Origin of the sequence: Shinella sp. H4-D48 (assembly GCF_022637395.1) — a bacterium.
Taxonomy (GTDB): Bacteria; Pseudomonadota; Alphaproteobacteria; order Rhizobiales; family Rhizobiaceae; genus Shinella; species Shinella sedimenti.
The window spans coordinates 72952-93916 of the sequence record NZ_CP093337.1; the positions used below are offsets into that span (position 1 = coordinate 72952).

Below are 20965 nucleotides of genomic sequence, written 5' to 3' on the forward strand. Positions count from 1 at the left end.
GCATCACGCCCAGGGGCGCGAAGACGCGGTCTGCTTCTCGTAGCTGTCGATCGCCGTCGCCTTTTCCAGCGTGAGGCCGATGTCATCCAGGCCGTTCAGCAGGCAGTGGCGGCGGAAGGCGTCGATTTCGAAGCCGATGCGGCCGCCGTCGGGACCGGTAATTTCCTGAGCTTCCAGGTCGACGGTCAGGATAGCGTTGGAGCCGCGGCTGGCGTCGTCCATCAGCTTGTCCAAGTCTTCCTGGCTGACGACGATCGGCAGAATGCCGTTCTTGAAACAGTTGTTATAGAAGATGTCGGCGAAGCTCGTGGAGATGACGCAGCGGATACCGAAGTCGAGCAGGGCCCACGGCGCATGCTCGCGCGAGGAGCCGCAACCGAAATTGTCCCCAGCGACGAGGATCGAGGCGTTCTGATAGGCGGGCTTGTTCAGCACGAACGTTTCGTTGAGGCTGCCGTCCTCATTGTAGCGCGCTTCGGCGAAGAGGCCCTTGCCCAGGCCGGTGCGCTTGATGGTCTTGAGGTAGTCCTTCGGAATGATCATGTCCGTGTCGATATTGACGACGGGGAGCGGCGCGGCGACGCCGGTCAGCTTGACGAACTTGTCCATGCGGAAACCCTCGGAATACGTGAAGTCGATTTCGCCAAGCGTTTAAATCAGTTTTCCCGGGATTTGAAGGAAAATCTTGCTCGAGCCGCAAGGAAGGCACCGGGCGCGGAGGCAGGCGCCCGGATATCCTCTCTCGGGAGGTAGCCTCTGTCAGAGGTCGATGATCGTGCCGCGGCCGTCGTTCCAGATGCGCGGCTCGCGCTGGCCTGTGGCCGCGCGCTCGTTGCGGGCACGCGCGGTTGCACGAACCGGAGTCGGCTGGAATTTCGCAGCAAGCAGGGAGCCGAGCATCAGCACGGCGGTAATGCCGACGATGGCAAGGCCGACCGACGCGGCGAACACGAGCGTTGCGCCGGCAACAAGCATGGCGAAGACGGTGAAGATGATGGAGCGAATGCGCTGCATTTTGATTTGCCCTTTTCTCTGATGAACAATGTGGGGGGCGAATTTGTCCATTGCAAGGCCGAATCTCGTCGTGCTTGCGGGTTGCGACAAAGCGCGTCACAAAGGGAAGATGAACAGGACACCGCATCACCATCCGCTTCGCCTGCGCCGCTCCCTGTTGAGCGTTCCGGCGGTCAATGCGCGGGCACTCGCGAAATCCGCGACGCTCGATTGCGACGCGATCATCTATGATCTCGAAGACTCGGTCCTGCCGGAGAAGAAGGCCGAGGCGCGCGCCGCGCTCATTGCGCATTTCGCCGCGCTCGACCGCAGCGACGGGCGCGAGCACGTGATGCGGATCAATCCGCCCGACGGGCCGGACGGCCTGCGCGATCTGGAGGCCGCGCTTCAGTGCATGCCCGATGCCGTGCTTTTGCCAAAGGTCTCAGGGCCGCAGGATATTCTCACGGCCGCCGACTGGTTTTCCGAAGCCGGCGCCGATGACGGGCCGCGCCTCTGGGCAATGATCGAGACGGCCGCCGCGCTTCTCAACATTTCCTCCATCGCCGAGACCGGCCGTACGCAGGGCGGACGGCTGGATTGCTTCGTCGTCGGGCTGAACGATCTGCGCAAGGAAACGGGGATCGCCGATATCGCCGGCCGGCCCTTTCTCGTACCCCTGCTGCTTCAGGTGGTCGTTGCCGCACGTGCCTGCGGCCTCGATGTCGTCGACAGCGTCTTCAACGATTTTGCCGACAGCGACGGCCTTGCCGCCGAATGCCGTCAGGGCCGCCAGATGGGGTTCGACGGCAAGATGCTGATCCATCCCGCGCAGATAGCCGCCGCCAATGACGCCTTCGGCGTGACAGAGGCGGAAGCCGCCGAGGCCATTGCCATCGTCGCTGCCTTTTCGGCGCCCGAAAATGCCGGCAAGGCTGTCGTCAATATTGCCGGCCGCATGGTGGAGAAGCTGCATGCCGATCAGGCAGAGCGTCTCCTGAACAAGGCCGATCTGATCAACGAGAGAAAGAAAACATGAAAGTCTATCGATTCCTCACCGGCCCTGATGACGCTTCCTTCTGCCACAAGGTCACGCTGGCGCTGAACAAGGGATGGGAGCTGCATGGCTCGCCGACCTACGCCTATAACGGCGAAGCCAGGCTGATGCATTGCGGTCAGGCCGTGGTGAAGGATGTGCCCGGCAAGGACTACACCCCCGACATCAAGCTCTCCGAGCAGTGAGCGCAGTATAAAAGCGGCGGGTCCGCACACCGTGGACTCCTTTCAAGCCCGAAGACATGCCTGTGGTCATGCATCGGGCTTGACCGATGTGCTTCAGGAGGATTGCTCCGCCGCGATCTCCGCGCTCGCCTCGATGCGTTCCATATCGTCGTCGGACAGGCCGAAATGGTGGCCGATCTCGTGGATGAGGACATGGGTGACGATGTCGCCCAGCGTTTCCTCGTTCTCCGCCCAGTAATCGAGAATCGGGCGGCGATAGAGCGTGATGCGGTTCGGCATCTCGCCTGTCTCGACCGTAAAACGCTCCGTGATGCCGCGGCCCTCGAAGAGGCCGAGCAGGTCGAAGGGCGTTTCCAGCGCCATGTCCTCGAAGACATCGTCGCTGGGGAATTCGGAGATCTCGATGATCAGGTTGCCCGTCAGCGCACGGAACTCCTCCGGCAGGTGGCCATAGGCCTCCAGCGCAAGGGATTCAAATGTGCTGATGGTCGGGGCGTGGCGGTTGCGCCAATCCTCGGTCTGGTCAATTCGGGCCATGTAGTCTCCTTTGATCGTCATATAGACGATTTCCAGCGGTTTTCGAGGGCTGAATTTGCAGGCCGGGCATGCGCGCCCGGCGTTTCTCGATGGCGGGCAGGTCGATTCATGTCGTCATGCACAAGACGAAGGCGCCAAAACGCCAGTTATGCAATAAAACGTGATCGGTCAGTTTGTCGCACTTTATCGTCAATTTCGTCTGCCTCTTTGCATCATAAGCACATGAAAAGACGATACTTTTAATCAAGATTAGAATGACTCTAAGTTTTCTGGCGGCGGCGAACGACGCAATCATTCTTGACAGTCAATGTCCTCTTTTGCTTAATCCCGGAAACTCAGTGCTTTGCGTATGACGGGCAAGTCGAAATGCTGGTTTGCAGCTGCAATTTCATCACCGAAAAAGACATCGTGGACGTGATCAACGGCCTCCTCGACGAGGACTGTTGGCAGCTCATCGTGCCTGCGAAAGTCTATCACGCGATGCAGAAGCGTGGCCGTTGCTGCGGCTGTTTTCCGAACGTCGTGGACATCATCATCCGCACGACGGAGCAATACCACGCCCGCGGTGACTCGACGGATGCCGAGATTTTTGATTTCATGACCCGCCTCAAACAATTCCATGAAGAAAACAGGAGAGCGGATCTTGAAAGGCGACAAAAGAGTCATCGAGCAGCTTAACGAAGCGCTCTATCTCGAGCTGGGTGCTGTCAACCAGTACTGGCTCCACTACCGCCTTCTCGAGGACTGGGGTTACACGCTTCTCGCCAAGAAGGAACGTGCCGAGTCCATCGAAGAAATGCAACACGCCGACAAGCTCGTCGCCCGCATCATCTTCCTTGAAGGCCACCCGAACCTGCAGACCGTCGCACCGCTGCGCATCGGCCAGAACGTCAAGGAAGTTCTGGAAGCCGACCTTGCTGGTGAATACGATGCCCGCACGGCTTACAAGAAGTCGCGTGACATCTGTCACGACGCCGGTGACTACGTCACCATGAAGCTGTTCGAAGAGCTGCTGATCGACGAGGAAGGCCATATCGACTTCCTGGAGACCCAGCTGGAGCTGCTCGGCAAGCTGGGCGAGGAAAAGTACGGCCAGCTGAACGCAGCGCCGGCAAACGAAGCCGAATAAGGCGGTCGTTCCACCATCACGAATACGAAAATCCCCGGCCTTGCCGGGGATTTTTGTTTGTCAGGGCGCGAGATGGGCGAAGGTCGCCACGACCTCCTCGTAAACCTTGCGCTTGAAAGGCACGATGAGATCAGGCAGTTCGCGCATGGGTTTCCACGCCCATTCGTCGAATTCCGCCGTATGGCCGCCCGGCGGCGGGTTGATGGCGATCTCGCTTTCATCACCTTCGAAGCGGAAGGCGAACCAGCGCTGCGTCTGGCCGCGATATTTGCCTTTCAGACCGATGCCGATCAGATGCGCCGGCAGGTCATAATTGATCCAGCGGCCCGCATCTGCGATCAGCGACACGCTTTTCATGCCGGTCTCTTCGTAGAGTTCGCGATAGGCGGCTTCCAGCGGGTCCTCGCCCTTGTCGATGCCGCCTTGCGGCATTTGCCAGAGCTGCGGCGAGCCGTCATATTCCGAATTGCCGACCGCGAGCCGATGGCCGGCCCAGACCTTGTTTTCGGCGTTCAGCACCATGATGCCGACACAGGGGCGGTAGGGCAGGTCCTCGGCCCTGACCATCTTGTCCTTTTCCTTGCCCATCGGGAGTTCCTATCGTTTGGCGGGAATGTCTGCGAGCGATGCGACGCCGACGATCTCGATGCCGCGTGTGCTGGCTTCCTCGCACCATTCGCGGATGGCGTCCACACTTTCGTCGAAGGCCGAGGCGATGCCGATTGCGGTGCCGTTGCGCCGCGCAATGCGTTCCAGCTCATCGAGCTTCTTGAGCACCGCTGTGCGCGAGAGATCGGCGTCGAGCTGGAGGTCGGCAAAGGCATGCGGAGCGGAGACCGCGCCGGCAATGGTGCCCGAAAGCGACTGGGCGGAGCTGGCGTCGTCCAGGAAAAGCAGGCCGCGGCTCGCCACGTCGCGCATGACCGGCTCCAGCGCGTCGGCACTGGAGAGGAAGCGGCCGCCCATGAAGTTCACGACGCCGGTATAGTTGGTGATCCGCGCCATGGCGCGGTGCAGTTCAGCGAGGTTCTGCGCCTCGCTCATGTCGGTGCGCAGCGTATAGGGGCCCGGGTCGTTCTGCGGATAGTCGAAGGGTTCGAGCGGCAATTGCAACAGGATCTCGTGTCCGGCGCGCCGCGCCTCCTGCATCCAGCGCTCAAGGCTGTTGCCGCTCGCGGCAAAGGCCAACGTCACCTCTCCTGGCAGTTCGCGAATGGCGCGCTGTGTGCCCGTCTGGCTGAGGCCGAGGCCACCCACCACGATGGCGATGCGTGTGCCGCGTGCACCGGACCACGGACGGGCATACTGGTCCATCGGGCGCGTCCCGTCGAGACCGATGATCGGGATCTTGCCGTCTGAGGTGTCTTCCAGGAGATCTTCGTTCGGAAAAGCCGCCGTGCGTGCATCCTGGCCGACGCGGTTTGCCTCGAGAATGACGGGGCCGGTGCCGTCGCGCGCGCCGGGCGCATATTTGCGCACTACGCTTCCGTCGTCGTTGACGGTTTCTTCGACGCGTGCGCCGGAAAGGCCGTTGGCCCGGCGTACGCCGTCGCCAGCTTCCGCGGCCTTTTGATCGGGTCTGGCGTCTGCGGTTTCGACGGTTTCAGCCGCGGTGGGGAATGGTTCGGTGCGCAGGCCGCTTGGCGCCAGCGCCGTCCAGCCGGACAGTCCGATCAGGCCGACGACGGCCAGGGTAGACACGACCTTGCCGGCGGAGAACCGTGACGGTCCCGTCCGTCCTGGCCTTGCCTTGCGGTCCTGGCCGAGAGGTGCGTGAATGTCTGTGCCCAAGGTCAGTCCGCGCTGGCCGGAAGGTGCGTAAAACAGGGCCCGTGCGGTGACGGGCCCTGCGGATGCGTCTTACTGCTTCAGCTCGGCCTTTTCCGGATTTGCCGGGAAGGACGGGTCGGACTTCTGGCCACGCAGCAGTTCGAGTGCGTATTGAAGCTGAACGTCGTCCTTGGCTTCCGGCGGCACATAGGCGGAGGAGCCGGAGCCCGCTTCCGTCTCGCTCTGGCCCTGGATATGGCCGCGCAGGCTGGATTCGGCCGCGTTCTCGATCTTACCCTGCAACTCGGGCGGCAGCGGCTGCTCGACGGTGATGTCGGGCGTGATGCCCGTGCCCTGGATCGATTTGCCCGACGGCGTGTAGTAGAGCGCGGTCGTCAGACGCAACGCACCGGCTTCGCCCATCGGGATGATGGTCTGGACCGAGCCCTTGCCGAACGAACGCGTGCCGAGGACGGTTGCGCGGCGCAGGTCCTGCAGCGCGCCGGCGACGATTTCGGAAGCCGAGGCCGAGCCGCCGTTGATCAGCACGACGACCGGCTTGCCATCGGTGATGTCGCCCGGGGTCGCATTGAAGCGGCGGGTCTCGTCATCGTTACGGCCGCGCGTCGAAACGACCTCGCCGCGCTCCAGGAAGGCGTCGGAGACGTTGATCGCCTGATCGAGCAGGCCGCCCGGGTTGAGGCGCAGGTCGAGCACGTAACCCTTCAGCTTGTCGGCCGGAACCTCTTCCTTGATCTTGGTGATCGCGGCTTCGAGATCGTCATAGGTCTTCTCGGTGAAGGAGATGACGCGCAGATAGCCGACATTGTCCTCGACACGCGACTTGACGGCCCTGACAGCGATGATGTCGCGCTTGATCGTCAGTTCGATCGGCTTGTCGGCGCCCTTGCGGATCAGCGTGAGCTTGATCGGCGTGTTGACCGCGCCGCGCATCTTCTCGACCGCTTCCTCGAGCTTGAGGCCGCGCACGTCCTGTCCGTCGATCTTGGAAATGAAGTCGCCGGCCAGAACGCCCGCACGCGAAGCCGGTGTGTCGTCGATCGGCGTGATGACCTTGACGAGTTCGTCCTCCATCGTGACCTCGATACCAAGGCCGCCGAATTCACCCTTGGTCTGGGTGCGCATGTCCTCGGCATCCTTGGCATTCATGTAGGACGAATGCGGGTCGAGCGAGGTCAGCATGCCATTGATGGCATTTTCGATGAGCTGGTCTTCCTTCGGCGGCGTCACATACTGGGCGCGCACGCGTTCGAAGACATCCCCGAAAATGGAAAGCTCGCGATAGGTTGACGAGCCGGCGGCTTCCGCGGGCAGCGTAACCGTGTTGATGACGCTCATGGCCGTGGCACCCATGAGTGCACCGACGATAACAAGTGAAGCCCTACGTATCATTGCGTGCCTTTCCAGAAATTTTGGCGGACCACCACGGCCGGGAATCAACCGGTTTTCCGTTCTTTCGAAATTCAATGTAAAGTGTCGGCTTGTCCGTTTCCAGCGTCAAAGCGTTCACACTTGCGATCCTCTTTTCGCCCATCACGGCGAGCGGCTCTCCAGCCACGACGAACTGACCTTCGCGCACGTTCACCTTGTCCATGCCGGACAGGACGAGGTGGTAGCCCTCCCCCGCGTTCAGAATGATCATGCGTCCGTAACTGCGAAACGTTCCGGCAAAGACGATCCATCCGTCGGCAGGGGCTGTGACGAGCGCGCCGGGATTGGTGGCGAGCGTCAGTCCCTGGGAATCGTGGCCGGTTCCGTCTGCGTCGCCGAACTGGCGCAGCGGGTCGCCTGCCACGGGATAATCGAGTTTTGCCTGCAACTGCGAGAATTCATATGCGGGAGCAATGCGGTTTTTGTCGGGCACGCTGTCGCGCGCCAGCGCCCTCGCCTTCTCGCGTTCGGCCTCGCTCTGGCCGCGCCGTTCTTCTTCCTTGGCGCGGGCGAGTGCGGCGGCGTCACGCACCGAACCGATCTCCTTCTCCAGGCTTCCGATCAGGCCCTCCAGGCTTGTTGCGCGGCCGGCGAGTTCCTCCGCGCGCCGCCGTTCGGCGGCAAGGGTGCGGCTGCTCGTTTCCGTCAGGGCCTCGTTCTGGGCGACCAGCAATTCCGAGCGCTTCTCCTCGTCCAGGCGGATCTGCATGGCGTCGGTCAGCTCGGTCTTTTCGCGATCGATGTCGCTCTTGATGTCCATCAGCGCGGCCAGATCGTCGATCAGCGCATCGGTTTCCTTGCGGATACCGGGCACGACGGCGCCGAGCAGGATGGCGCTGCGCACCGAGCCCAGCGCGTCGTCGGGCGTTACCAGCAGGGCGGGCGGAGGATTGCGGCCCATGCGCTGAAGGGCGGCGAGCACCTCGGCCAGTACGCCGCGCCGCTCGTGCAGCGAGGCGCGCACGCCCGCTTCCTGCTCGCGCATGCCTTCCAGACGCTTTTCGCCGGCGAGAATCTTTTCTTCCATCTGCTTGCGCAGGGCGGCGGACTGGACGATGGCGTCGCGCAGCGTCTGGCGGGACTTGTCGAGCCGGGCAATTTCCGCCTCCAGCTCTTTCGTCTTCTCCTCGGAAACGCTGATGGATTGGGAGAGCGATTCGAGTTCCCGGCGCGTGCTGTCGCGGCGAAGGGCAAGGGCTGCGGCGGGATCCGCCTCGACACGGGGCAGCGAACCGGTCTTTTCGGTCGTGACCACCGTTTCGTCGGGTTCAGCGAAGACAGGATGGGTTAGTGCGGCCACGAAGAGCGCGGCCGACAGCATTGCCGGCCGCAACAGGCGGCTGACACCTTCACCGGAATGGGCTGTGCCGGTTTTCCTCATCGTCTTCCGAACATCCGTTCCCTTCGCTCTATGCTGATTTGCGGACTTCGCCAAGAAAGAGCGCCAAAAATAGGGCTGGCGTCAGAGTGCACGCTCAGGCTTGCGCGGCCATGGCGCGCGTGTCAGCTGCGGTGATAGGGGTGGCCCGAGAGAATGGTGACGGCTCGGTAGAGCTGTTCGGCCAAAAGGATACGCACGAGTTGGTGCGGCCAGGTCATCTTGCCGAGGCAGAGCGTGGCATCCGCGCGGTCGTAGAGGGCGGGATCGAGCCCATCGGCGCCGCCGATCGCAATCATCAGCTCGCGTTTTCCGGCATCGCGGAAGCCGCCGAGAAGATTGGCGAAGCCAGGAGAATCGAGCGACTTGCCGCGCTCGTCGAGCAGGATCAGCACGGCGCTGTCGGGGAGCGCCTTCTCCAGCATGGCCGCTTCCTCGCGCTTGCGCGTATCGGCGTTGCCGGCGCGGCTTTCGCCGACCTCCGTCATCTTGCCGAGTTCGAGGCCGATGGCGGGACCGGCCTTGGCGAAACGGTCGATATAGCGGGCCGCAAGATCCTTCTCAGGGCCGGCCTTGAGCCGTCCAACCGCAAAAAGTCCCACCCGCATCGCCTAAGCCCTGTCCGTTTGTCGTGGCGCGGCGATCTCGGCGCACGCACCCCTTATCCTCGCCGGACAGGTGCCCGGCGTTTTGTCAAAGCGCAGCTCCTCACGCAAACCCGCGTCGCGGTCTTGCCGGATCCGCTCAGTGAACCGTGCCGTCCTCGATTTCGGGAGCCGCCCACATCCTTTCGATGTTGTAGAACTCCCGGATCTCCGGCCGGAACACATGGATGATGATATCGCCCGTGTCGATCAGCACCCAGTCGCCGGCTTCAAGGCCCTCGACGCGGGCATTGCCCAGGCCTTCGTCCTTGAGATCGGAGATGAGGTGATCGGCAATCGCCATCACATGACGGTTCGAGCGTCCGGACACGACCACCATGTAGTCGCCCAGCACCGATTTCCCGGCAATGTTGATGGAGACGATATCTTCTGCTTTCGAGTCCTCGAGGCTGGCGAGGACCAGTTGAAGGGCACGGTCGGCTGCATCGTCGCTGCGTCCCGCGCTCTTGGAGAAAACGCCGTAGACGTTCCCCTTTGCGTGCACTGTTGTCAGGTTCGTTCCTTTCTGGATCAGAACAGCACGTCCCGTATCGGCAAAAGCGCGCCGATACCTACCGAATGTAGGCACCAATGGGTACCAGTTTCAAGACGTCACTTCTGAGGGATGGTTTTATCTAGGTCCGTGCGCGTGCGCAGGGCCGTGGAACTGAGCGCCGAGCGCGGCCCGTGAATGAAGGTCCAGGCGGGTGCGCGCCGCCCCGGCAGGGTCATGGCGTCTTCCTCGTCGACGCGGGCATAGTCGAAGGTCTTGGCCATGCGCGAGGAGAGATAGGCGAGGGTCGAGCCCGGCCGGTCGATAACGGCGATGGGGAAGGTGCAGGCGATCTTCTGCCAGTTCTGCCATTTGTGGAACGTCGCCAGATTGTCAGCGCCCATGATCCAGACGAAGTTCACACCACGGTTCAGCGCCTGCACGCGCTCCAGCGTTTTGGCGGTATAGCTCTGGCCGAGCCGTTTCTCGAAGGCCGTCACCTTTATGCGCGGTCCGGGCGCGATGGCCTCGCTCATGCGGATGCGTTCTGCGAGCGGTGCGAGCTGCTTGTGGTCCTTGAGCGGGTTGCCGGGCGTCACCATCCACCAGAGCTGGTCGAGCCCAAGGCGGCGCAGCGCCGTTTCGGCCACGAGAGCATGGCCCTGGTGCGGCGGATTGAACGAGCCGCCGAACAGGCCGACCGCCATGCCTTTCTCGACATGGGGCATTCTCAGATAGCGCTCTTCGACCCTGTCCGACGTCACCTCAGGGCCGCACCTGTCCGGTGCCGCGCACTCGGTACTTGAAGGAGGTGAGCTGCTCGACACCGACGGGGCCGCGCGCATGCATCTTGCCCGTGGCGATGCCGATCTCGCCGCCCATGCCGAATTCTCCGCCATCGGCGAACTGCGTGGAAGCATTATGCACGAGGATCGCCGAATCGATCTCGTTAAAGAAGCGTGCGACGACGTCGGGGTCTTCGGCGATGACGGCTTCCGTATGGGCAGACGACCATCGGTTGATATGGTCGATGGCGCCCGAGATACCGTCTACCAGCGAAACAGCGATGATCGCGTCGAGATATTCGGTCGACCAGTCCGCGTCGGTTGCCGGTACAAGATCGGGAATGCGGGCGCGGATCTCGTCCGTGGCGCGGACTTCGCAGCCGGCGGCCAGCAGGCCCTCGACAAGCGGCGCAAGATGGGTATCGGCGACGGCGCGGTCGACCAGCAGCGTTTCGGCAGCGCCGCAGATGCCTGTACGGCGCATCTTGGCGTTGACGACGATTTTCTTCGCCATCTCCAGATCGGCCGACCTGTCGACATAGATGTGGCAGAGTCCTTCGAGATGAGCGAAGACGGGCACGCGGGCCTCGCTCTGCACGCGCGCGACGAGGCTCTTGCCGCCGCGCGGCACGATGACGTCGATGGCGCCGCCGAGGCCCGAAAGCATGGCGCCGACGGCTGCGCGATCCGTGACCGGCACGTACTGGATGGCATGCTCCGGCAGGCCGGCGGCCTTGAGGCCGGCCACCAGGCAGGAATGGATAGCCTGCGATGAATTCACGCTGTCCGACCCGCCGCGCAGGATCACCGCATTGCCGGCTTTCAGGCACAGCGCGCCGGCATCGGCCGTCACGTTCGGGCGGCTCTCGTAGATCACGCCGATGACGCCGAGCGGCGTACGCACGCGTTCTATATGCAGGCCATTCGGGCGGTCCCATTCCGCAATGACGTCGCCCACCGGATCCTTGAGGCCGGCGATATCGCGGATGGCAGAGGCGATTCCCTCGATGCGCTCAGGCGTCAATGTCAGCCGGTCGAGGAAGGATGCGGCGACGCCGCTTTCCTTCGCATTGGCAAGGTCGAGCGCATTGGCGGCGAGGATCGCGTCGCTGTTTGCCAGGATTTCGGCGGCCATGGCCTCGAGCGCGCGGTTCTTCTGTTCCGCGCTGGCGATGGAAAGCGGACGGGCGGCGGCGCGGGCGTTGCGGCCGATCGTGTCCATCAGCGCATCGATATCGGTCTTGACCTGATCAAGCATGGCTCAAATCCTTCCCTGTCTCGGCGGCGGCCGGCGCGGCAAGGCCGGTCACAACGAGATCGTCCCGGTGCACCATGGCGGTGCGGCCGGCATAGCCCAGAATGGCGGCGATATCCGCCGATTTCTTGCCGACGATCAGCCGCGCCTCGTCGGCATCGTAGCCCGCGAGGCCGCGGGCGATCTCGCGACCGTTCGTCCCGTAGATCGAAACCGTATCGCCGCGCGAAAACGAACCCCACACGCCGCGCACACCGGCGGGCAGCAGGCTTTTGCCGGCACTCAGCGCGGTTTCGGCACCCGCATCGATCTCAAGCCGGCCAGCCGGCTGCAACTGCCCGGCAATCCAGGTTTTCCGTGCGGTGACGGGCGAACCCGACGGCGCAAACCATGAGGACCGCGCACCGTCCTCGATGGCGCGCAGCGGATGGTCGACCTTGCCCGACGCGATGATCATGGCGCAGCCTGCGCCCGTCGCAATCTTGCCGGCGTCGATCTTGGTGCGCATTCCGCCGCGCGACAGTTCCGAGGCCGCGCCACCGGCCATCGCCTCGATTTCGGGCGTGATGGCAGGGATCGTCTCGAGGAAACGCGCGTCTGGATCGAGATGCGGAGGCGCCGTATAGAGCCCGTCGATGTCCGACAGCAGCACCAGCAGGTCGGCGCCCGCCATGGTGGCGACGCGCGCGGCCAGCCGGTCGTTGTCACCATAGCGGATTTCCGTCGTGGCGACCGTGTCGTTCTCATTGATGATCGGCACGGCACCCAGTTTCAGGAGCTGGTTGATCGTCGCGCGCGCATTGAGATAGCGGCGGCGCTCCTCGGTATCGCCGAGCGTCAACAGGATCTGGCCGGCGACGATATCGTCGGCCGACAGGCTTTGCGACCATGCGCGGGCCAGCGCGATCTGGCCCACGGCGGCGGCGGCCTGGCTTTCCTCCAGCTTCAGGGCGCCGGCCGGCACTTTCAGCACGGAGCGGCCGAGCGCGATGGCGCCGGAGGAGACGACGAGAACCTCGGTGCCGCCGGACTTGAGCGCGGCGATATCCGCGCACATCGCATCGAGCCAGGCCTTCTTGAGGCCGCTCGCGCGGTCGACAAGCAGCGCCGAGCCGATCTTGATCACAATCCGGCGGTACTTCCCGAGCGGTTTGCGGTTTCTGGTCATCTCAGTCGTCGGATCCGGCATTCTTCGATTGAACGATGACGTCGCGAAGGGCGCGCAGCGTGCCGACCATGCCGACATTGGCGACGGCGGAAAGCTGCAGAACGGGCTGGCCGCAGGCCTTCTGCAGCGCCTTGGACTTCTTCTTCAGCTCGTCCTCGTCGAGCAGGTCGATCTGCGAGAGTGCCACAATTTCCGGCTTATCGGTGATGCCGCCGCCATAGGCTTCAAGCTCGTGCTTCACCGTCTTGTAGGCCTTGGCAACATCCTCCTCCTGCGCGGAGACGAGGTGCAGCAACACGCGTGTGCGTTCGACATGGCCAAGGAAACGATCGCCAAGGCCCACGCCGTCATGGGCGCCTTCGATGAGGCCGGGAATGTCCGCCAGAATGAACTCGCCGCCGTCGATGGTGGCCACGCCCAGATTGGGATGCAGGGTCGTGAACGGATAGTTGGCGATCTTCGGCCGAGCGCGCGTGCAGGTCGCGAGGAAGGTCGACTTGCCGGCATTGGGCAGGCCGACGAGGCCGGCATCGGCAATCAGCTTCAGCCGCAGCCAGATGGTCTTTTCTTCGCCTTCCAGGCCGGGATTGGCCCAGTTCGGCGCCTGGTTGGTCGAGGATTTGAAATGCGCGTTGCCGAAGCCGCCATTGCCGCCGCTGGCCAGCTTGAAGCGCTGTCCTTCCTGCACGAGATCCACGATCAGCGTCTCGTTGTCTTCCTCGAAGATCTGCGTGCCGACGGGCACCTTCAACGTCACGCTCGCGCCGTTCGCGCCGGTGCGGTTGCGGCCCATGCCATGCGTGCCGATCGTCGCCTTGAAGTGCTGCTGGTAACGGAAGTCGATCAGCGTGTTGAGGCCGTTGACGGCCTCCACCCACACGTCGCCGCCGCGTCCGCCGTCGCCGCCATCGGGGCCGCCGAATTCGATGAATTTTTCGCGGCGGAACGAGACAGCCCCTGCCCCGCCGTCGCCGGACCGGATATAGACTTTTGCTTCGTCCAGGAACTTCATCGGCTCGCCGTTCGCTTTACTCTGATCAATATGGTCATTTTGCCGTCTTCGATATAGCCGCTTCCCGCAGAGGTCAAAGACTATCGTGAAATTCGTCAGCTATAACATCCAGTACGGGATCGGTCTCGACGATCGCCTCGACCTGCCGCGCATCGTCTCCTCGATCCATGGCGCCGACATCATCGCGTTGCAGGAAGTGACGCGCAACTTCCACCGCAATGGCGGCATCGACATGGTCGCCGAATTGCAGACGCTGCTGGCGAACCACTACTCCGTCTTCTGGCCGGCCTGCGACCTCGATGCCGGATCGGCGATCGAAAAGGGCCGCGTGGTCAATCGCCGCTTCCAGTTCGGCAACATGATCTTCTCTCGCTGGCCGATCCTCTCCAGTCGTCTCCTCCCGCTGCCGCGCACCCGCACGCTGGACAAGCTGAACCTGCAACGCGGTGCCACCGAAGCGGTCATCGCCACACCGGGTGGCGCGCTCCGCCTCTATTCCGTTCATCTCGACCATGTGCACCGCGACGAGCGCATCGCCCAGATCCGGTATCTCAAGGACCGCGCCCAACTCTACGGCTTCGAGGGCGGCGCGATTTCCGGCGCCCATGAACTCGGCCTGCCCGAACCGCCGGTGCCCGAGGACTATGTCCTGATGGGCGATTTCAACATGGTGCCGGAATCGCCCGAATATTGCGAAATGGTCGGCGGCGTCGATCCCCTTTACGGCCGCCAGATCCGCGCCGGCAATCCGGTCGACGCGATCGCCGGCCTTGGCAAGCGCCATGCCGCGAGCTTCAGCTGGATCAATCCCCAGGACCATGCCGACCGCATGTTCCTCGATTACTGTTTTCTCAGCCACGGCCTCGTGGAGCGCCTGACGGATGCCTGGGTCGACGAGACGGCCTTCGGCTCCGACCACATGCCCGTCTGGTTCGAATTGTCGTAGACCGGGGCGGATCGCTCCGCCCCGGTCGATGTCAGTGCCGCGGTGAGGCCGGGCGAAAATCGCCCGGCGCCAGTACGGTCTCGAGATGCGGCACCATGGCGGCGCGCGCGACGCTGAAGACCTCGCTGCAGCCGGTGATGCGGAATCCCGCCTTTTCCTGCACGCGAAGAGATGCGAGGTTGTCGGCGAAGATGCCGGAGTGGATTTCCGTGCCCGGCATGCGCATCAGGAAGCGGGAAATGGCCGCATGCACGGCCTCGCTCATATAGCCTCGCCGCCAGTAGAAGCGGTTCAGCCAATAGCCGATTTCCCAGCCGCTGGACCGCCTCTCGAACGAAACGCATCCAATATGCACGTCGTCGCCGGCGGTGATGGCGAAGGCCCAGCCGTCGTTGAGGTCCGTGGTCGCGACGGCAAGCCACTCGCTGGCGTCCTGGCGATCATAGGGGGCGGGAACCCGCGCCAGCATGCGCGAGACCTGGAAATCGGCAAGCGACTGGGCGATGGCGTCCGCATCGGACATGCGGTGCGGACGCAGCGTCAGACGCGCCGTCGTGATGGTCGGGCAGGGGCCGGGACCGGTGATGCAGGCCCGTTCGACCGAGTTCTGCATGGCGTTCATCGCATGCCCCCCCAGCTCTTCAGCGAAACCCAGGTCTTGCGGTCGAGCCTATACCATTCGACGGGAACCATGCCGCCGACGGCAAGGCTCTGTACCATGCCGGTCGCCTGGAACTGGAAGCCGCACTTCTGGATGACCCGCCGCGAGGGGATGTTCATGACCCGGCAGCGCGCATCGATCTGCTCGATATCGCGGGTGCGGAAGACCATGTCGATCAGCGCATGGGCCGCTTCCGTGACATAGCCCTGGTTCCAGTAGGGCTCGCCCAGCCAGTAGCCCAGTTCGACCGTGCGTCCGTCCTCATGCGGCTCGATACCGCAGCAACCGAGGAAGGCGCCGTTGTCGGCTTTCGTAATGGCATAGACGCACTTGCCAATCGCGCCGTCGCGCGTGCGTCGCACAAAATCGGCGGCATCCGCAACCGTGTAGGGGTGCGGCATGCGGGCGACCATGTTGGCGATATTGGCGTTGTTGGCGAGATGGGCAAGGGCGTCGATGTCGTCTTCGTGCGGAGCTCTCATGACGAGCCGCGGCGACAGCAAGATCGGGCAATCGGTCCTCGACCGTTCAGGCCTTGGCCTTTCCTGGGGAGACCTTGATTGGTCTTCCCGCAACAATTCGGTTTGCATGTTCAGTCCTCCAGAACGAAAAAAGGGAGATAAGGTCTTGCCTCATCTCCCTTTTTCTTCTTCAGGCCTGAAACCTGTCGCGCCAGCCGGGTCGATGAGACGCCGGCTGTTTTAGAGCGCTACCGGCTTATTCCGCTGCTTCCGCTTTCGGGGCCACAGACACGTAAACGCGACCGTTGGCCTTCGTACGGAAATTCACATTGCCAGCCGTAAGAGCGAAGATCGTGTGATCCTTGCCGAGACCGACATTGGCACCGGGATGCCACTGCGTACCGCGCTGACGCACGATAATGTTGCCTGCGAGGACGGCTTCGCCGCCGAACTTCTTCACGCCAAGACGCTTGGACTCGGAATCGCGACCGTTGCGCGAGGAACCGCCAGCTTTTTTGTGTGCCATGGGAGTTCTCCTTTACCTGTCCGGGTTATTCGGCTGCTGCAACGGTTTCGGCTTCAGACTTCTTGGAAGCCTTCTTTGCCTTGCCGCCGGCGGCTGCGATGTCGATGATACGGACAGTCGTGTTGTGCTGACGATGACCGCGCGAACGCTTCGAGTTCTGGCGACGACGCTTCTTGAAGGCGATGACCTTCTTGGCGCGGCCGTGCTCGACGACTTCTGCGGTAACGATCGCGCCTTCGACGAAGGGCGCACCGATCGTCGCATCGGCGCCGACGCCGACCATCAGCACTTCGGTGAATTCGATCTTTGCACCAGCGTCGCCCGACAGCTTTTCGATTGTCAGAACGTCGTTGGCGGCCACGCGGTACTGCTTACCGCCGGTCTTGATGACTGCGAACATTTTGTATCCTTTCATGTTCGTGCCGGCTCTGCGCCCTGGGGCACGGCCGTCTTTTTATCAGTCGACAGGGATGGCGATGCATTGGCGCATCGCCGGCTCGGGTGGTTCCTGCAAGGTGCGGCGCCGAAAATTCAGGCCGCTCGGCACAAAGAACCAGTGTCGCGGCACAGGTAAGACCCATGCCACTGCACCTTGCGCAATAGGTGAGGCGCGGAAAACTGTCAAGGGAATTTCCGTCACCATGACAAATAGATGAACTTTCAACGCCCAAGCCCTCTTGCAAGCCCGCGCCACACCCGCTATGTACCGCCCGCGCCTCAAAGGTGCCGACCGACATCCGGAGAGGTGGCAGAGTGGTCGAATGCACCGCACTCGAAATGCGGCATACCTGCAAGGGTATCGTGGGTTCGAATCCCACCCTCTCCGCCATCACGGACCTTGGGCTACAAGGTTTTTCCGACAAGCCTGATAGTATCTCGTTATTTAAGAGGCCGACGCAAATTTAGCGGGGGCCACACTCTGGGCACGATCGGGCGACTAAACTCACTCTTCCGACTTCCCGGTAGATTTTCCTACAGCAATGCCGGCGACGATTAGGAACGCGCTGCCGAGAACCTTCAATATGTCGGCTAGCCACTCGCGTTCGGTGACGAGTGCGCCGACGATCACGATCAGCAGTATTAAGGCTAGTATGGCGAATGAAAGCGTCAAGGCGGCAGCATGACCTTTGTCATCGGTGCCATAAGCAAAGCCCCACTTCGAAAAGTGGAATACCTGGTTCGGTGCATGTCCGTCTGTGAAGCATGGATCTTTGCGAGTAGCGGTATCTGGCTGATCAGGAATCTGGGCCGGAGGCGATGGGATCTTCCATTGCCCCGGCGATTTCCCCTGGTCAGTTTGTGGCGTCGAGCTTTGATCGGAAGACATCACGGATCAATGTATTAGGAATTCTAGGCTTAGAGTCCAGCGTCCCGTAGCTTTCCTTAACAATTGTCCAAGGTTCCCCTGGTGCGTGCGTTGCATTTGAAAGCTGCACGCCAGACATGCCTTTATGGGTTTCCCAGACGTTCTTCAGAAATGAGAGCACTTCAGGATCTGGGGGATCTGGAAGCTCAAATTTCATAAACGGACCATTTCCTGATCGCGTCAGAACGTTGGCTTTTTTCCCCTGGATGGGCTTTCTGCCGAACTCTTTGAAACTTCCGTATATGTCACCGACAACCGGACCCCAGGGCCAAGCTTCAATGTCGTCACCGAACAGGGGCTGCCCCGTGTGAGCAAGCCACCAAGCATGAGCGTAGAAGACAAGCTTCTGTAGCTTCATCTGATCGATCAGCGGAAATTGCGAACGATCGTTTGCCTGGATGTCGAGAAAAGCGTTAGCTACCGCTGCCGCAGTAGTCCGAGCACCTTCCGCTGTAGTGTCTACCATGCGAGTGCCTCCCTTCTGCGAATCACAAAGACAGCGCCGGAGCCTCGGCCCCCGCGCTGATTTTCCAGTTGAATATAGGTTGATTCTTGTGTGTTTGCTAGAGCCTAGGGGTTGACTCGCTGAGAATCAGTTGTGGAGAACAGTTAAGCCCGGGATCGTATCACAACAGTTAGAGCGGGCGGACTGACATGAATTTAATCCAGACTAATGACCTTAGCTGGCGAGAAGGTCTCAAGCTTCTTTACGCCGGATACCATTTCCTTGCCGAAGACGGGCGAGCCGATCGAGCCCTTTAACCAGCACTCTCGTTTAGCCTTGATATATGTGAACGCGATGCAAAGAGCTTCGTCTACGCAGGCCAATCGACAGGCGAGCGGCGTTTTCGCCGACTGATGAGGACGTCGTGAAAGATCACCGCCCGGCAGATCGACATTGTCAAACAGCGCGGTTTGAGGATCGTTTACGCTCATTGTGAAAGCTGATGGATCTTCCTCGGCTCCGCTCAGGAAGCGCCCTGAGAAAGCTACGCTGTTTCCATCGGCTCGGCCGGCACTCGATTTCAAAAAGCAGTTCGGCCCCTTCCTGAGCCTTGGATTCGTATTAAAGGTGAACGCCTTGCACTGACCGTTCATGACCAGGCAGCTACTAGCGCATGCCGCAGGATCGTTGACACGAATGGAGGAGATGTCGTCACCGAACAGATCGAGGCCGGTGTAGATGGCTATTCGGTTTGGTCGCTTGGTGAACTCTTCGATCGGGGAAAGTGCCGTATCTCGAGGCAGGCTGGCTTGGTGAGAGTCGGGTGTTGGCTGATCAGAGGTTGAAGATTGCTTGTCGGACGATTCACTTCCATCGATAGGCTTGGTTGTGGTTTGCGGCTCGTGACTGGATGCGGCCAATTCATCCGATCGCTGGCTCGCGTTTCGGTTCAACCCGTAACGTCGAATCTCGTCTTGACTAAATACGTGCATGTCATCAGGCGGAGTCTTGAACATGACGTGCATCACGTCGATCGGCGTGCCGAAGCGGTTCAGCACTTCAATAATGTCGGAGATCGCCAGCTGTGCGCCGACGAGATCAGACGAGCCGGAGGAGATCTGGTGGACGCCCAGGTCGCCATCGGCCTTTCGTTCAGCACCAGCAAGAAAGACGAAGGCGCATGCCGAGAAGCATTTGCTGCCACTCGGGATATACGTGGCCAACTTACGTTGATGGATGTCGTCTGCGATGAGCAGACCGATTTGAACGTTACCGCCGGGACTGTTGAGAATAACTAGCTTTGCTTCCGGTGCCGCTTGAAGTGCGCGGCGAAAATTCAGGCCGGAATTGATGTCAATCTCACCATTTAGCGTGATGACGCCCGGCGTGGAATCGTCAACGCTGAAGGGGCCAAAAGCTTTCTCTCCGGCGGTTGCATCAAGAACAGAGGCGACCGACAGCAGAATGCTAGCGAGCGCAGCCCAAAAATGATTACGCATAACAACATACCCTTACCCGTGCTCATCAAACTACATCGATCGCTACTGAGCAAGAGTTGGATGGAATCGGCTCAATCTACCTGGGAGTGCAGTTAATCGTCGAGTTTATCGGCGCCGGAATGTCCCTTGGCGCCCCTGGCGGGGCATCCTACGCATGATCTCCATTACAACAGGAGATCGAAATGGCAACTATCAGAAAGCTCAGAGGGCGCTGGCAAGCTCAGGTGCGTCGTCGCGGGATGAAGCCACGCGCGAAGAGCTTCGACAGCAAAGCAGACGCCGAGAAGTGGGCGCGAGATCTGGAAACGCAGGTCGACCGCTTCGGGGCAGCCCCGGACACAAAGATCCTCGAGACCACGACGCTCGGTGCGCTCCTAGAGCGATATCAGCGGGAGATCACGCCTACCAAGCGCGGAGCGGTGCAGGAAGGACAGCGTATCGATGTTCTTCGGCGTCATGATCTCTCGCACCGAACGCTGATCGGGTTGAGCCAGCAGGACGTTGCGTCGTTCCGCGATGAGCGCCTGCAGTCGGTAGCTCCATCTACCGCTGTGAGAGAGATGGCGATCCTCAGTCATGCTGTTGAGGTTGCGATGCGTGATTGGGGAATGCCGCTCGCGAAGAACGTGGTGAAGCTCGTGCGCCGTCCGGTCATTCGAAATGAGCGCAGCCGACGCCTGACGGGCGATGAGGAGCAGCGCCTTCTCGATGGCTGTAACGCCGGGTTGGTTCCCCATCTCAAAACGCTGATCATTCTGGCGATCGAGACCGGGATGCGCCGAGGGGAGATCCTGGGTCTTGAGTGGAAGGACTTCTCTCACAATCGCCGGGTGATCACCCTGATGATGACGAAGAACGGATCCGGGAGAGAGGTCCCTCTGTCTCAGCGTGCCTTTGACGCACTGACAGAATGGAGAGATCGAGCAGAAGTAGATCAATCTCTCATCTTCCCAATGAAGCCAGGCGCGCTCGAACAAGCTTGGCGTCGTCTGCTTGTCCGCTCGAACGTCAAGGCTTTGCGCTTCCACGACCTTCGTCACGAGGGTGTAAGCCGAATGTTCGAGCGCGGCTTGAATGTTATCGAAGTAAGCAGCATCTCAGGTCACAAGGAACTACGGATGCTCAAGCGCTATACGCATCTCGCCGTGGCCTGCTGGCCTGCTGCCGGTTTCTTGGACACCGAGTTAAGGTGTTTCCAATGAA

25 protein-coding genes, 1 tRNA gene and 1 pseudogene are annotated in these 20965 nt (G+C 61.5%); 7 read left to right on the forward strand and 20 right to left on the reverse strand.

The annotated features are described in order from the left end of the window. Window positions 1-3: 3 nt before the first annotated feature. Together leuD and MNR02_RS00325 are read right to left on the reverse strand one after the other, a co-directional pair. On the reverse strand, window positions 4-609 hold the full coding sequence (gene leuD / locus MNR02_RS00320) for a 3-isopropylmalate dehydratase small subunit (protein ID WP_241600880.1): 606 nt from the start codon (window positions 607-609) through the stop codon (window positions 4-6). 150 nt (window positions 610-759) lie between these two features. Next, the gene (locus tag MNR02_RS00325; protein ID WP_241600881.1) at window positions 760-1014 is read right to left on the reverse strand and encodes a hypothetical protein; all 255 of its coding nucleotides are present in this window, start codon (window positions 1012-1014) and stop codon (window positions 760-762) included. 109 nt (window positions 1015-1123) lie between these two features. On the opposite strand from MNR02_RS00325, the gene MNR02_RS00330 reads away from it, so the two are divergent. Together MNR02_RS00330 and MNR02_RS00335 are read left to right on the forward strand one after the other, a co-directional pair. After that, window positions 1124-2032: a CoA ester lyase gene (locus tag MNR02_RS00330; RefSeq protein ID WP_241947671.1), complete on the forward strand. Its 909-nt coding sequence runs from the start codon at window positions 1124-1126 to the stop codon at window positions 2030-2032. Next, the gene (locus MNR02_RS00335; protein ID WP_241600883.1) at window positions 2029-2235 is read left to right on the forward strand and encodes a DUF1737 domain-containing protein; all 207 of its coding nucleotides are present in this window, start codon (window positions 2029-2031) and stop codon (window positions 2233-2235) included. The genes MNR02_RS00330 and MNR02_RS00335 overlap by 4 nt, the downstream gene beginning before the upstream one ends. A 93-nt stretch (window positions 2236-2328) precedes the next feature. Here MNR02_RS00335 and MNR02_RS00340 read toward each other — a convergent pair whose 3' ends face one another. Further along, window positions 2329-2772 carry a metallopeptidase family protein gene (locus MNR02_RS00340; protein WP_134648461.1) on the reverse strand — a complete coding sequence of 148 codons (444 nt, stop codon included), beginning with the start codon at window positions 2770-2772 and terminating at the stop codon, window positions 2329-2331. 366 nt (window positions 2773-3138) lie between these two features. On the opposite strand from MNR02_RS00340, the gene MNR02_RS00345 reads away from it, so the two are divergent. Both MNR02_RS00345 and bfr read left to right on the forward strand, forming a co-directional pair. Further along, window positions 3139-3450, forward strand: a complete 312-nt coding sequence (locus MNR02_RS00345) for a bacterioferritin-associated ferredoxin (RefSeq protein ID WP_241601200.1) — start codon at window positions 3139-3141, stop codon at window positions 3448-3450. Continuing rightward, window positions 3416-3901, forward strand: coding sequence for a bacterioferritin (gene bfr / locus MNR02_RS00350; RefSeq protein WP_241600884.1), 486 nt, complete (start codon window positions 3416-3418; stop codon window positions 3899-3901). Before MNR02_RS00345 ends, bfr begins: the two co-directional genes overlap by 35 nt. Window positions 3902-3961: 60 nt before the next feature. Here bfr and MNR02_RS00355 read toward each other — a convergent pair whose 3' ends face one another. The 10 genes from MNR02_RS00355 to obgE all read right to left on the reverse strand — a co-directional run bounded on the left by MNR02_RS00355 (window position 3962) and on the right by obgE (window position 13858). Then, entirely contained in the window at window positions 3962-4489 is a 528-nt protein-coding gene (locus MNR02_RS00355) for an RNA pyrophosphohydrolase (RefSeq protein ID WP_241947672.1), read from the reverse strand. Between the two features lie 9 nt (window positions 4490-4498). After that, window positions 4499-5692, reverse strand: a complete 1194-nt coding sequence (locus tag MNR02_RS00360; protein WP_241947673.1) for a divergent polysaccharide deacetylase family protein — start codon at window positions 5690-5692, stop codon at window positions 4499-4501. 69 nt (window positions 5693-5761) lie between these two features. Then, complete coding sequence (locus MNR02_RS00365; protein WP_241600887.1) at window positions 5762-7084, reverse strand: S41 family peptidase; 1323 nt, start codon at window positions 7082-7084, stop codon at window positions 5762-5764. Then, window positions 7074-8459: a murein hydrolase activator EnvC gene (locus MNR02_RS00370; RefSeq protein WP_371746759.1), complete on the reverse strand. Its 1386-nt coding sequence runs from the start codon at window positions 8457-8459 to the stop codon at window positions 7074-7076. The genes MNR02_RS00365 and MNR02_RS00370 overlap by 11 nt, the downstream gene beginning before the upstream one ends. Before the next feature lie 167 nt (window positions 8460-8626). Further along, a complete protein-coding gene (gene rlmH, locus MNR02_RS00375) occupies window positions 8627-9109 on the reverse strand; it encodes a 23S rRNA (pseudouridine(1915)-N(3))-methyltransferase RlmH (protein ID WP_241947675.1) in 483 nt (160 codons plus the stop codon). Between the two features lie 136 nt (window positions 9110-9245). Then, window positions 9246-9734, reverse strand: coding sequence for a ribosome silencing factor (rsfS, locus tag MNR02_RS00380; RefSeq protein ID WP_241947676.1), 489 nt, complete (start codon window positions 9732-9734; stop codon window positions 9246-9248). 23 nt (window positions 9735-9757) lie between these two features. After that, window positions 9758-10366 carry a nicotinate-nucleotide adenylyltransferase gene (locus MNR02_RS00385; protein WP_241948910.1) on the reverse strand — a complete coding sequence of 203 codons (609 nt, stop codon included), beginning with the start codon at window positions 10364-10366 and terminating at the stop codon, window positions 9758-9760. A 37-nt stretch (window positions 10367-10403) separates the two neighbouring features. Continuing rightward, window positions 10404-11681, reverse strand: a complete 1278-nt coding sequence (locus MNR02_RS00390) for a glutamate-5-semialdehyde dehydrogenase (protein WP_241947677.1) — start codon at window positions 11679-11681, stop codon at window positions 10404-10406. Continuing rightward, a complete protein-coding gene (proB, locus tag MNR02_RS00395; protein ID WP_241947678.1) occupies window positions 11674-12846 on the reverse strand; it encodes a glutamate 5-kinase in 1173 nt (390 codons plus the stop codon). Before proB ends, MNR02_RS00390 begins: the two co-directional genes overlap by 8 nt. A gap of 1 nt (window position 12847) precedes the next feature. Next, window positions 12848-13858: a GTPase ObgE gene (gene obgE / locus MNR02_RS00400; RefSeq protein ID WP_241947679.1), complete on the reverse strand. Its 1011-nt coding sequence runs from the start codon at window positions 13856-13858 to the stop codon at window positions 12848-12850. An 85-nt stretch (window positions 13859-13943) separates the two neighbouring features. Between obgE and MNR02_RS00405 the strand changes: the two genes are divergently transcribed. Continuing rightward, window positions 13944-14804 carry an endonuclease/exonuclease/phosphatase family protein gene (locus MNR02_RS00405; protein ID WP_241947680.1) on the forward strand — a complete coding sequence of 287 codons (861 nt, stop codon included), beginning with the start codon at window positions 13944-13946 and terminating at the stop codon, window positions 14802-14804. A gap of 31 nt (window positions 14805-14835) precedes the next feature. Here MNR02_RS00405 and MNR02_RS00410 read toward each other — a convergent pair whose 3' ends face one another. From MNR02_RS00410 to rplU, 4 genes and pseudogenes are all read right to left on the reverse strand, one after another. Further along, entirely contained in the window at window positions 14836-15426 is a 591-nt protein-coding gene (locus MNR02_RS00410; RefSeq protein ID WP_241947681.1) for a GNAT family N-acetyltransferase, read from the reverse strand. Then, window positions 15423-16055 (reverse strand): GNAT family N-acetyltransferase, encoded by a 633-nt coding sequence (locus MNR02_RS00415; protein WP_241600895.1) that lies wholly within the window; start codon window positions 16053-16055, stop codon window positions 15423-15425. Before MNR02_RS00415 ends, MNR02_RS00410 begins: the two co-directional genes overlap by 4 nt. Before the next feature lie 127 nt (window positions 16056-16182). Beyond that, on the reverse strand, window positions 16183-16452 hold the full coding sequence (gene rpmA / locus MNR02_RS00420) for a 50S ribosomal protein L27 (RefSeq protein ID WP_134648437.1): 270 nt from the start codon (window positions 16450-16452) through the stop codon (window positions 16183-16185). Between the two features lie 88 nt (window positions 16453-16540). Beyond that, a pseudogene (gene rplU / locus MNR02_RS00425) lies at window positions 16541-16852 on the reverse strand (50S ribosomal protein L21); the annotation flags it as partial. A gap of 339 nt (window positions 16853-17191) precedes the next feature. On the opposite strand from rplU, the gene MNR02_RS00430 reads away from it, so the two are divergent. Next, window positions 17192-17281 (forward strand) — tRNA-Ser (locus tag MNR02_RS00430). A gap of 114 nt (window positions 17282-17395) precedes the next feature. On the opposite strand, the gene MNR02_RS00435 is transcribed toward MNR02_RS00430, so the two are convergent. The 3 genes from MNR02_RS00435 to MNR02_RS00445 all read right to left on the reverse strand — a co-directional run bounded on the left by MNR02_RS00435 (window position 17396) and on the right by MNR02_RS00445 (window position 19762). Then, on the reverse strand, window positions 17396-17779 hold the full coding sequence (locus MNR02_RS00435) for a hypothetical protein (RefSeq protein WP_241947682.1): 384 nt from the start codon (window positions 17777-17779) through the stop codon (window positions 17396-17398). Then, a complete protein-coding gene (locus MNR02_RS00440; protein WP_241947683.1) occupies window positions 17745-18284 on the reverse strand; it encodes a Panacea domain-containing protein in 540 nt (179 codons plus the stop codon). The genes MNR02_RS00435 and MNR02_RS00440 overlap by 35 nt, the downstream gene beginning before the upstream one ends. 194 nt (window positions 18285-18478) lie before the next feature. Continuing rightward, window positions 18479-19762 (reverse strand): PAN domain-containing protein, encoded by a 1284-nt coding sequence (locus MNR02_RS00445; protein WP_241947684.1) that lies wholly within the window; start codon window positions 19760-19762, stop codon window positions 18479-18481. Window positions 19763-19944: 182 nt separating this feature from the next. Here MNR02_RS00445 and MNR02_RS00450 point away from each other — a divergent pair, with 182 nt between their 5' ends. Further along, entirely contained in the window at window positions 19945-20964 is a 1020-nt protein-coding gene (locus MNR02_RS00450) for a site-specific integrase (protein WP_241947685.1), read from the forward strand. The last annotated feature ends 1 nt before the right edge of the window (window position 20965 follow it).

Excerpts from the sequence above, each read along its gene's own strand:
- MNR02_RS00445 (WP_241947684.1), bottom strand. The coding sequence starts at position 19,762 with ATGCGTAATCATTTTTGGGCTGCGCTCGCTAGCATTCTGCTGTCGGTC.
- MNR02_RS00435 (WP_241947682.1), bottom strand. The coding sequence starts at position 17,779 with ATGTCTTCCGATCAAAGCTCGACGCCACAAACTGACCAGGGGAAATCG.
- rpmA (WP_134648437.1), bottom strand. The coding sequence starts at position 16,452 with ATGGCACACAAAAAAGCTGGCGGTTCCTCGCGCAACGGTCGCGATTCC.
- MNR02_RS00365 (WP_241600887.1), bottom strand. The coding sequence starts at position 7,084 with ATGATACGTAGGGCTTCACTTGTTATCGTCGGTGCACTCATGGGTGCC.
- MNR02_RS00325 (WP_241600881.1), bottom strand. The coding sequence starts at position 1,014 with ATGCAGCGCATTCGCTCCATCATCTTCACCGTCTTCGCCATGCTTGTT.
- MNR02_RS00385 (WP_241948910.1), bottom strand. The coding sequence starts at position 10,366 with ATGCCCCATGTCGAGAAAGGCATGGCGGTCGGCCTGTTCGGCGGCTCG.
- MNR02_RS00335 (WP_241600883.1), top strand. The coding sequence starts at position 2,029 with ATGAAAGTCTATCGATTCCTCACCGGCCCTGATGACGCTTCCTTCTGC.
- leuD (WP_241600880.1), bottom strand. The coding sequence starts at position 609 with ATGGACAAGTTCGTCAAGCTGACCGGCGTCGCCGCGCCGCTCCCCGTC.
- MNR02_RS00410 (WP_241947681.1), bottom strand. The coding sequence starts at position 15,426 with ATGAACGCCATGCAGAACTCGGTCGAACGGGCCTGCATCACCGGTCCC.
- obgE (WP_241947679.1), bottom strand. The coding sequence starts at position 13,858 with ATGAAGTTCCTGGACGAAGCAAAAGTCTATATCCGGTCCGGCGACGGC.
- MNR02_RS00355 (WP_241947672.1), bottom strand. The coding sequence starts at position 4,489 with ATGGGCAAGGAAAAGGACAAGATGGTCAGGGCCGAGGACCTGCCCTAC.
- rlmH (WP_241947675.1), bottom strand. The coding sequence starts at position 9,109 with ATGCGGGTGGGACTTTTTGCGGTTGGACGGCTCAAGGCCGGCCCTGAG.
- MNR02_RS00345 (WP_241601200.1), top strand. The coding sequence starts at position 3,139 with ATGCTGGTTTGCAGCTGCAATTTCATCACCGAAAAAGACATCGTGGAC.
- proB (WP_241947678.1), bottom strand. The coding sequence starts at position 12,846 with ATGACCAGAAACCGCAAACCGCTCGGGAAGTACCGCCGGATTGTGATC.
- MNR02_RS00340 (WP_134648461.1), bottom strand. The coding sequence starts at position 2,772 with ATGGCCCGAATTGACCAGACCGAGGATTGGCGCAACCGCCACGCCCCG.
- MNR02_RS00330 (WP_241947671.1), top strand. The coding sequence starts at position 1,124 with ATGAACAGGACACCGCATCACCATCCGCTTCGCCTGCGCCGCTCCCTG.
- MNR02_RS00415 (WP_241600895.1), bottom strand. The coding sequence starts at position 16,055 with ATGCAAACCGAATTGTTGCGGGAAGACCAATCAAGGTCTCCCCAGGAA.
- MNR02_RS00450 (WP_241947685.1), top strand. The coding sequence starts at position 19,945 with ATGGCAACTATCAGAAAGCTCAGAGGGCGCTGGCAAGCTCAGGTGCGT.
- MNR02_RS00440 (WP_241947683.1), bottom strand. The coding sequence starts at position 18,284 with ATGGTAGACACTACAGCGGAAGGTGCTCGGACTACTGCGGCAGCGGTA.
- MNR02_RS00390 (WP_241947677.1), bottom strand. The coding sequence starts at position 11,681 with ATGCTTGATCAGGTCAAGACCGATATCGATGCGCTGATGGACACGATC.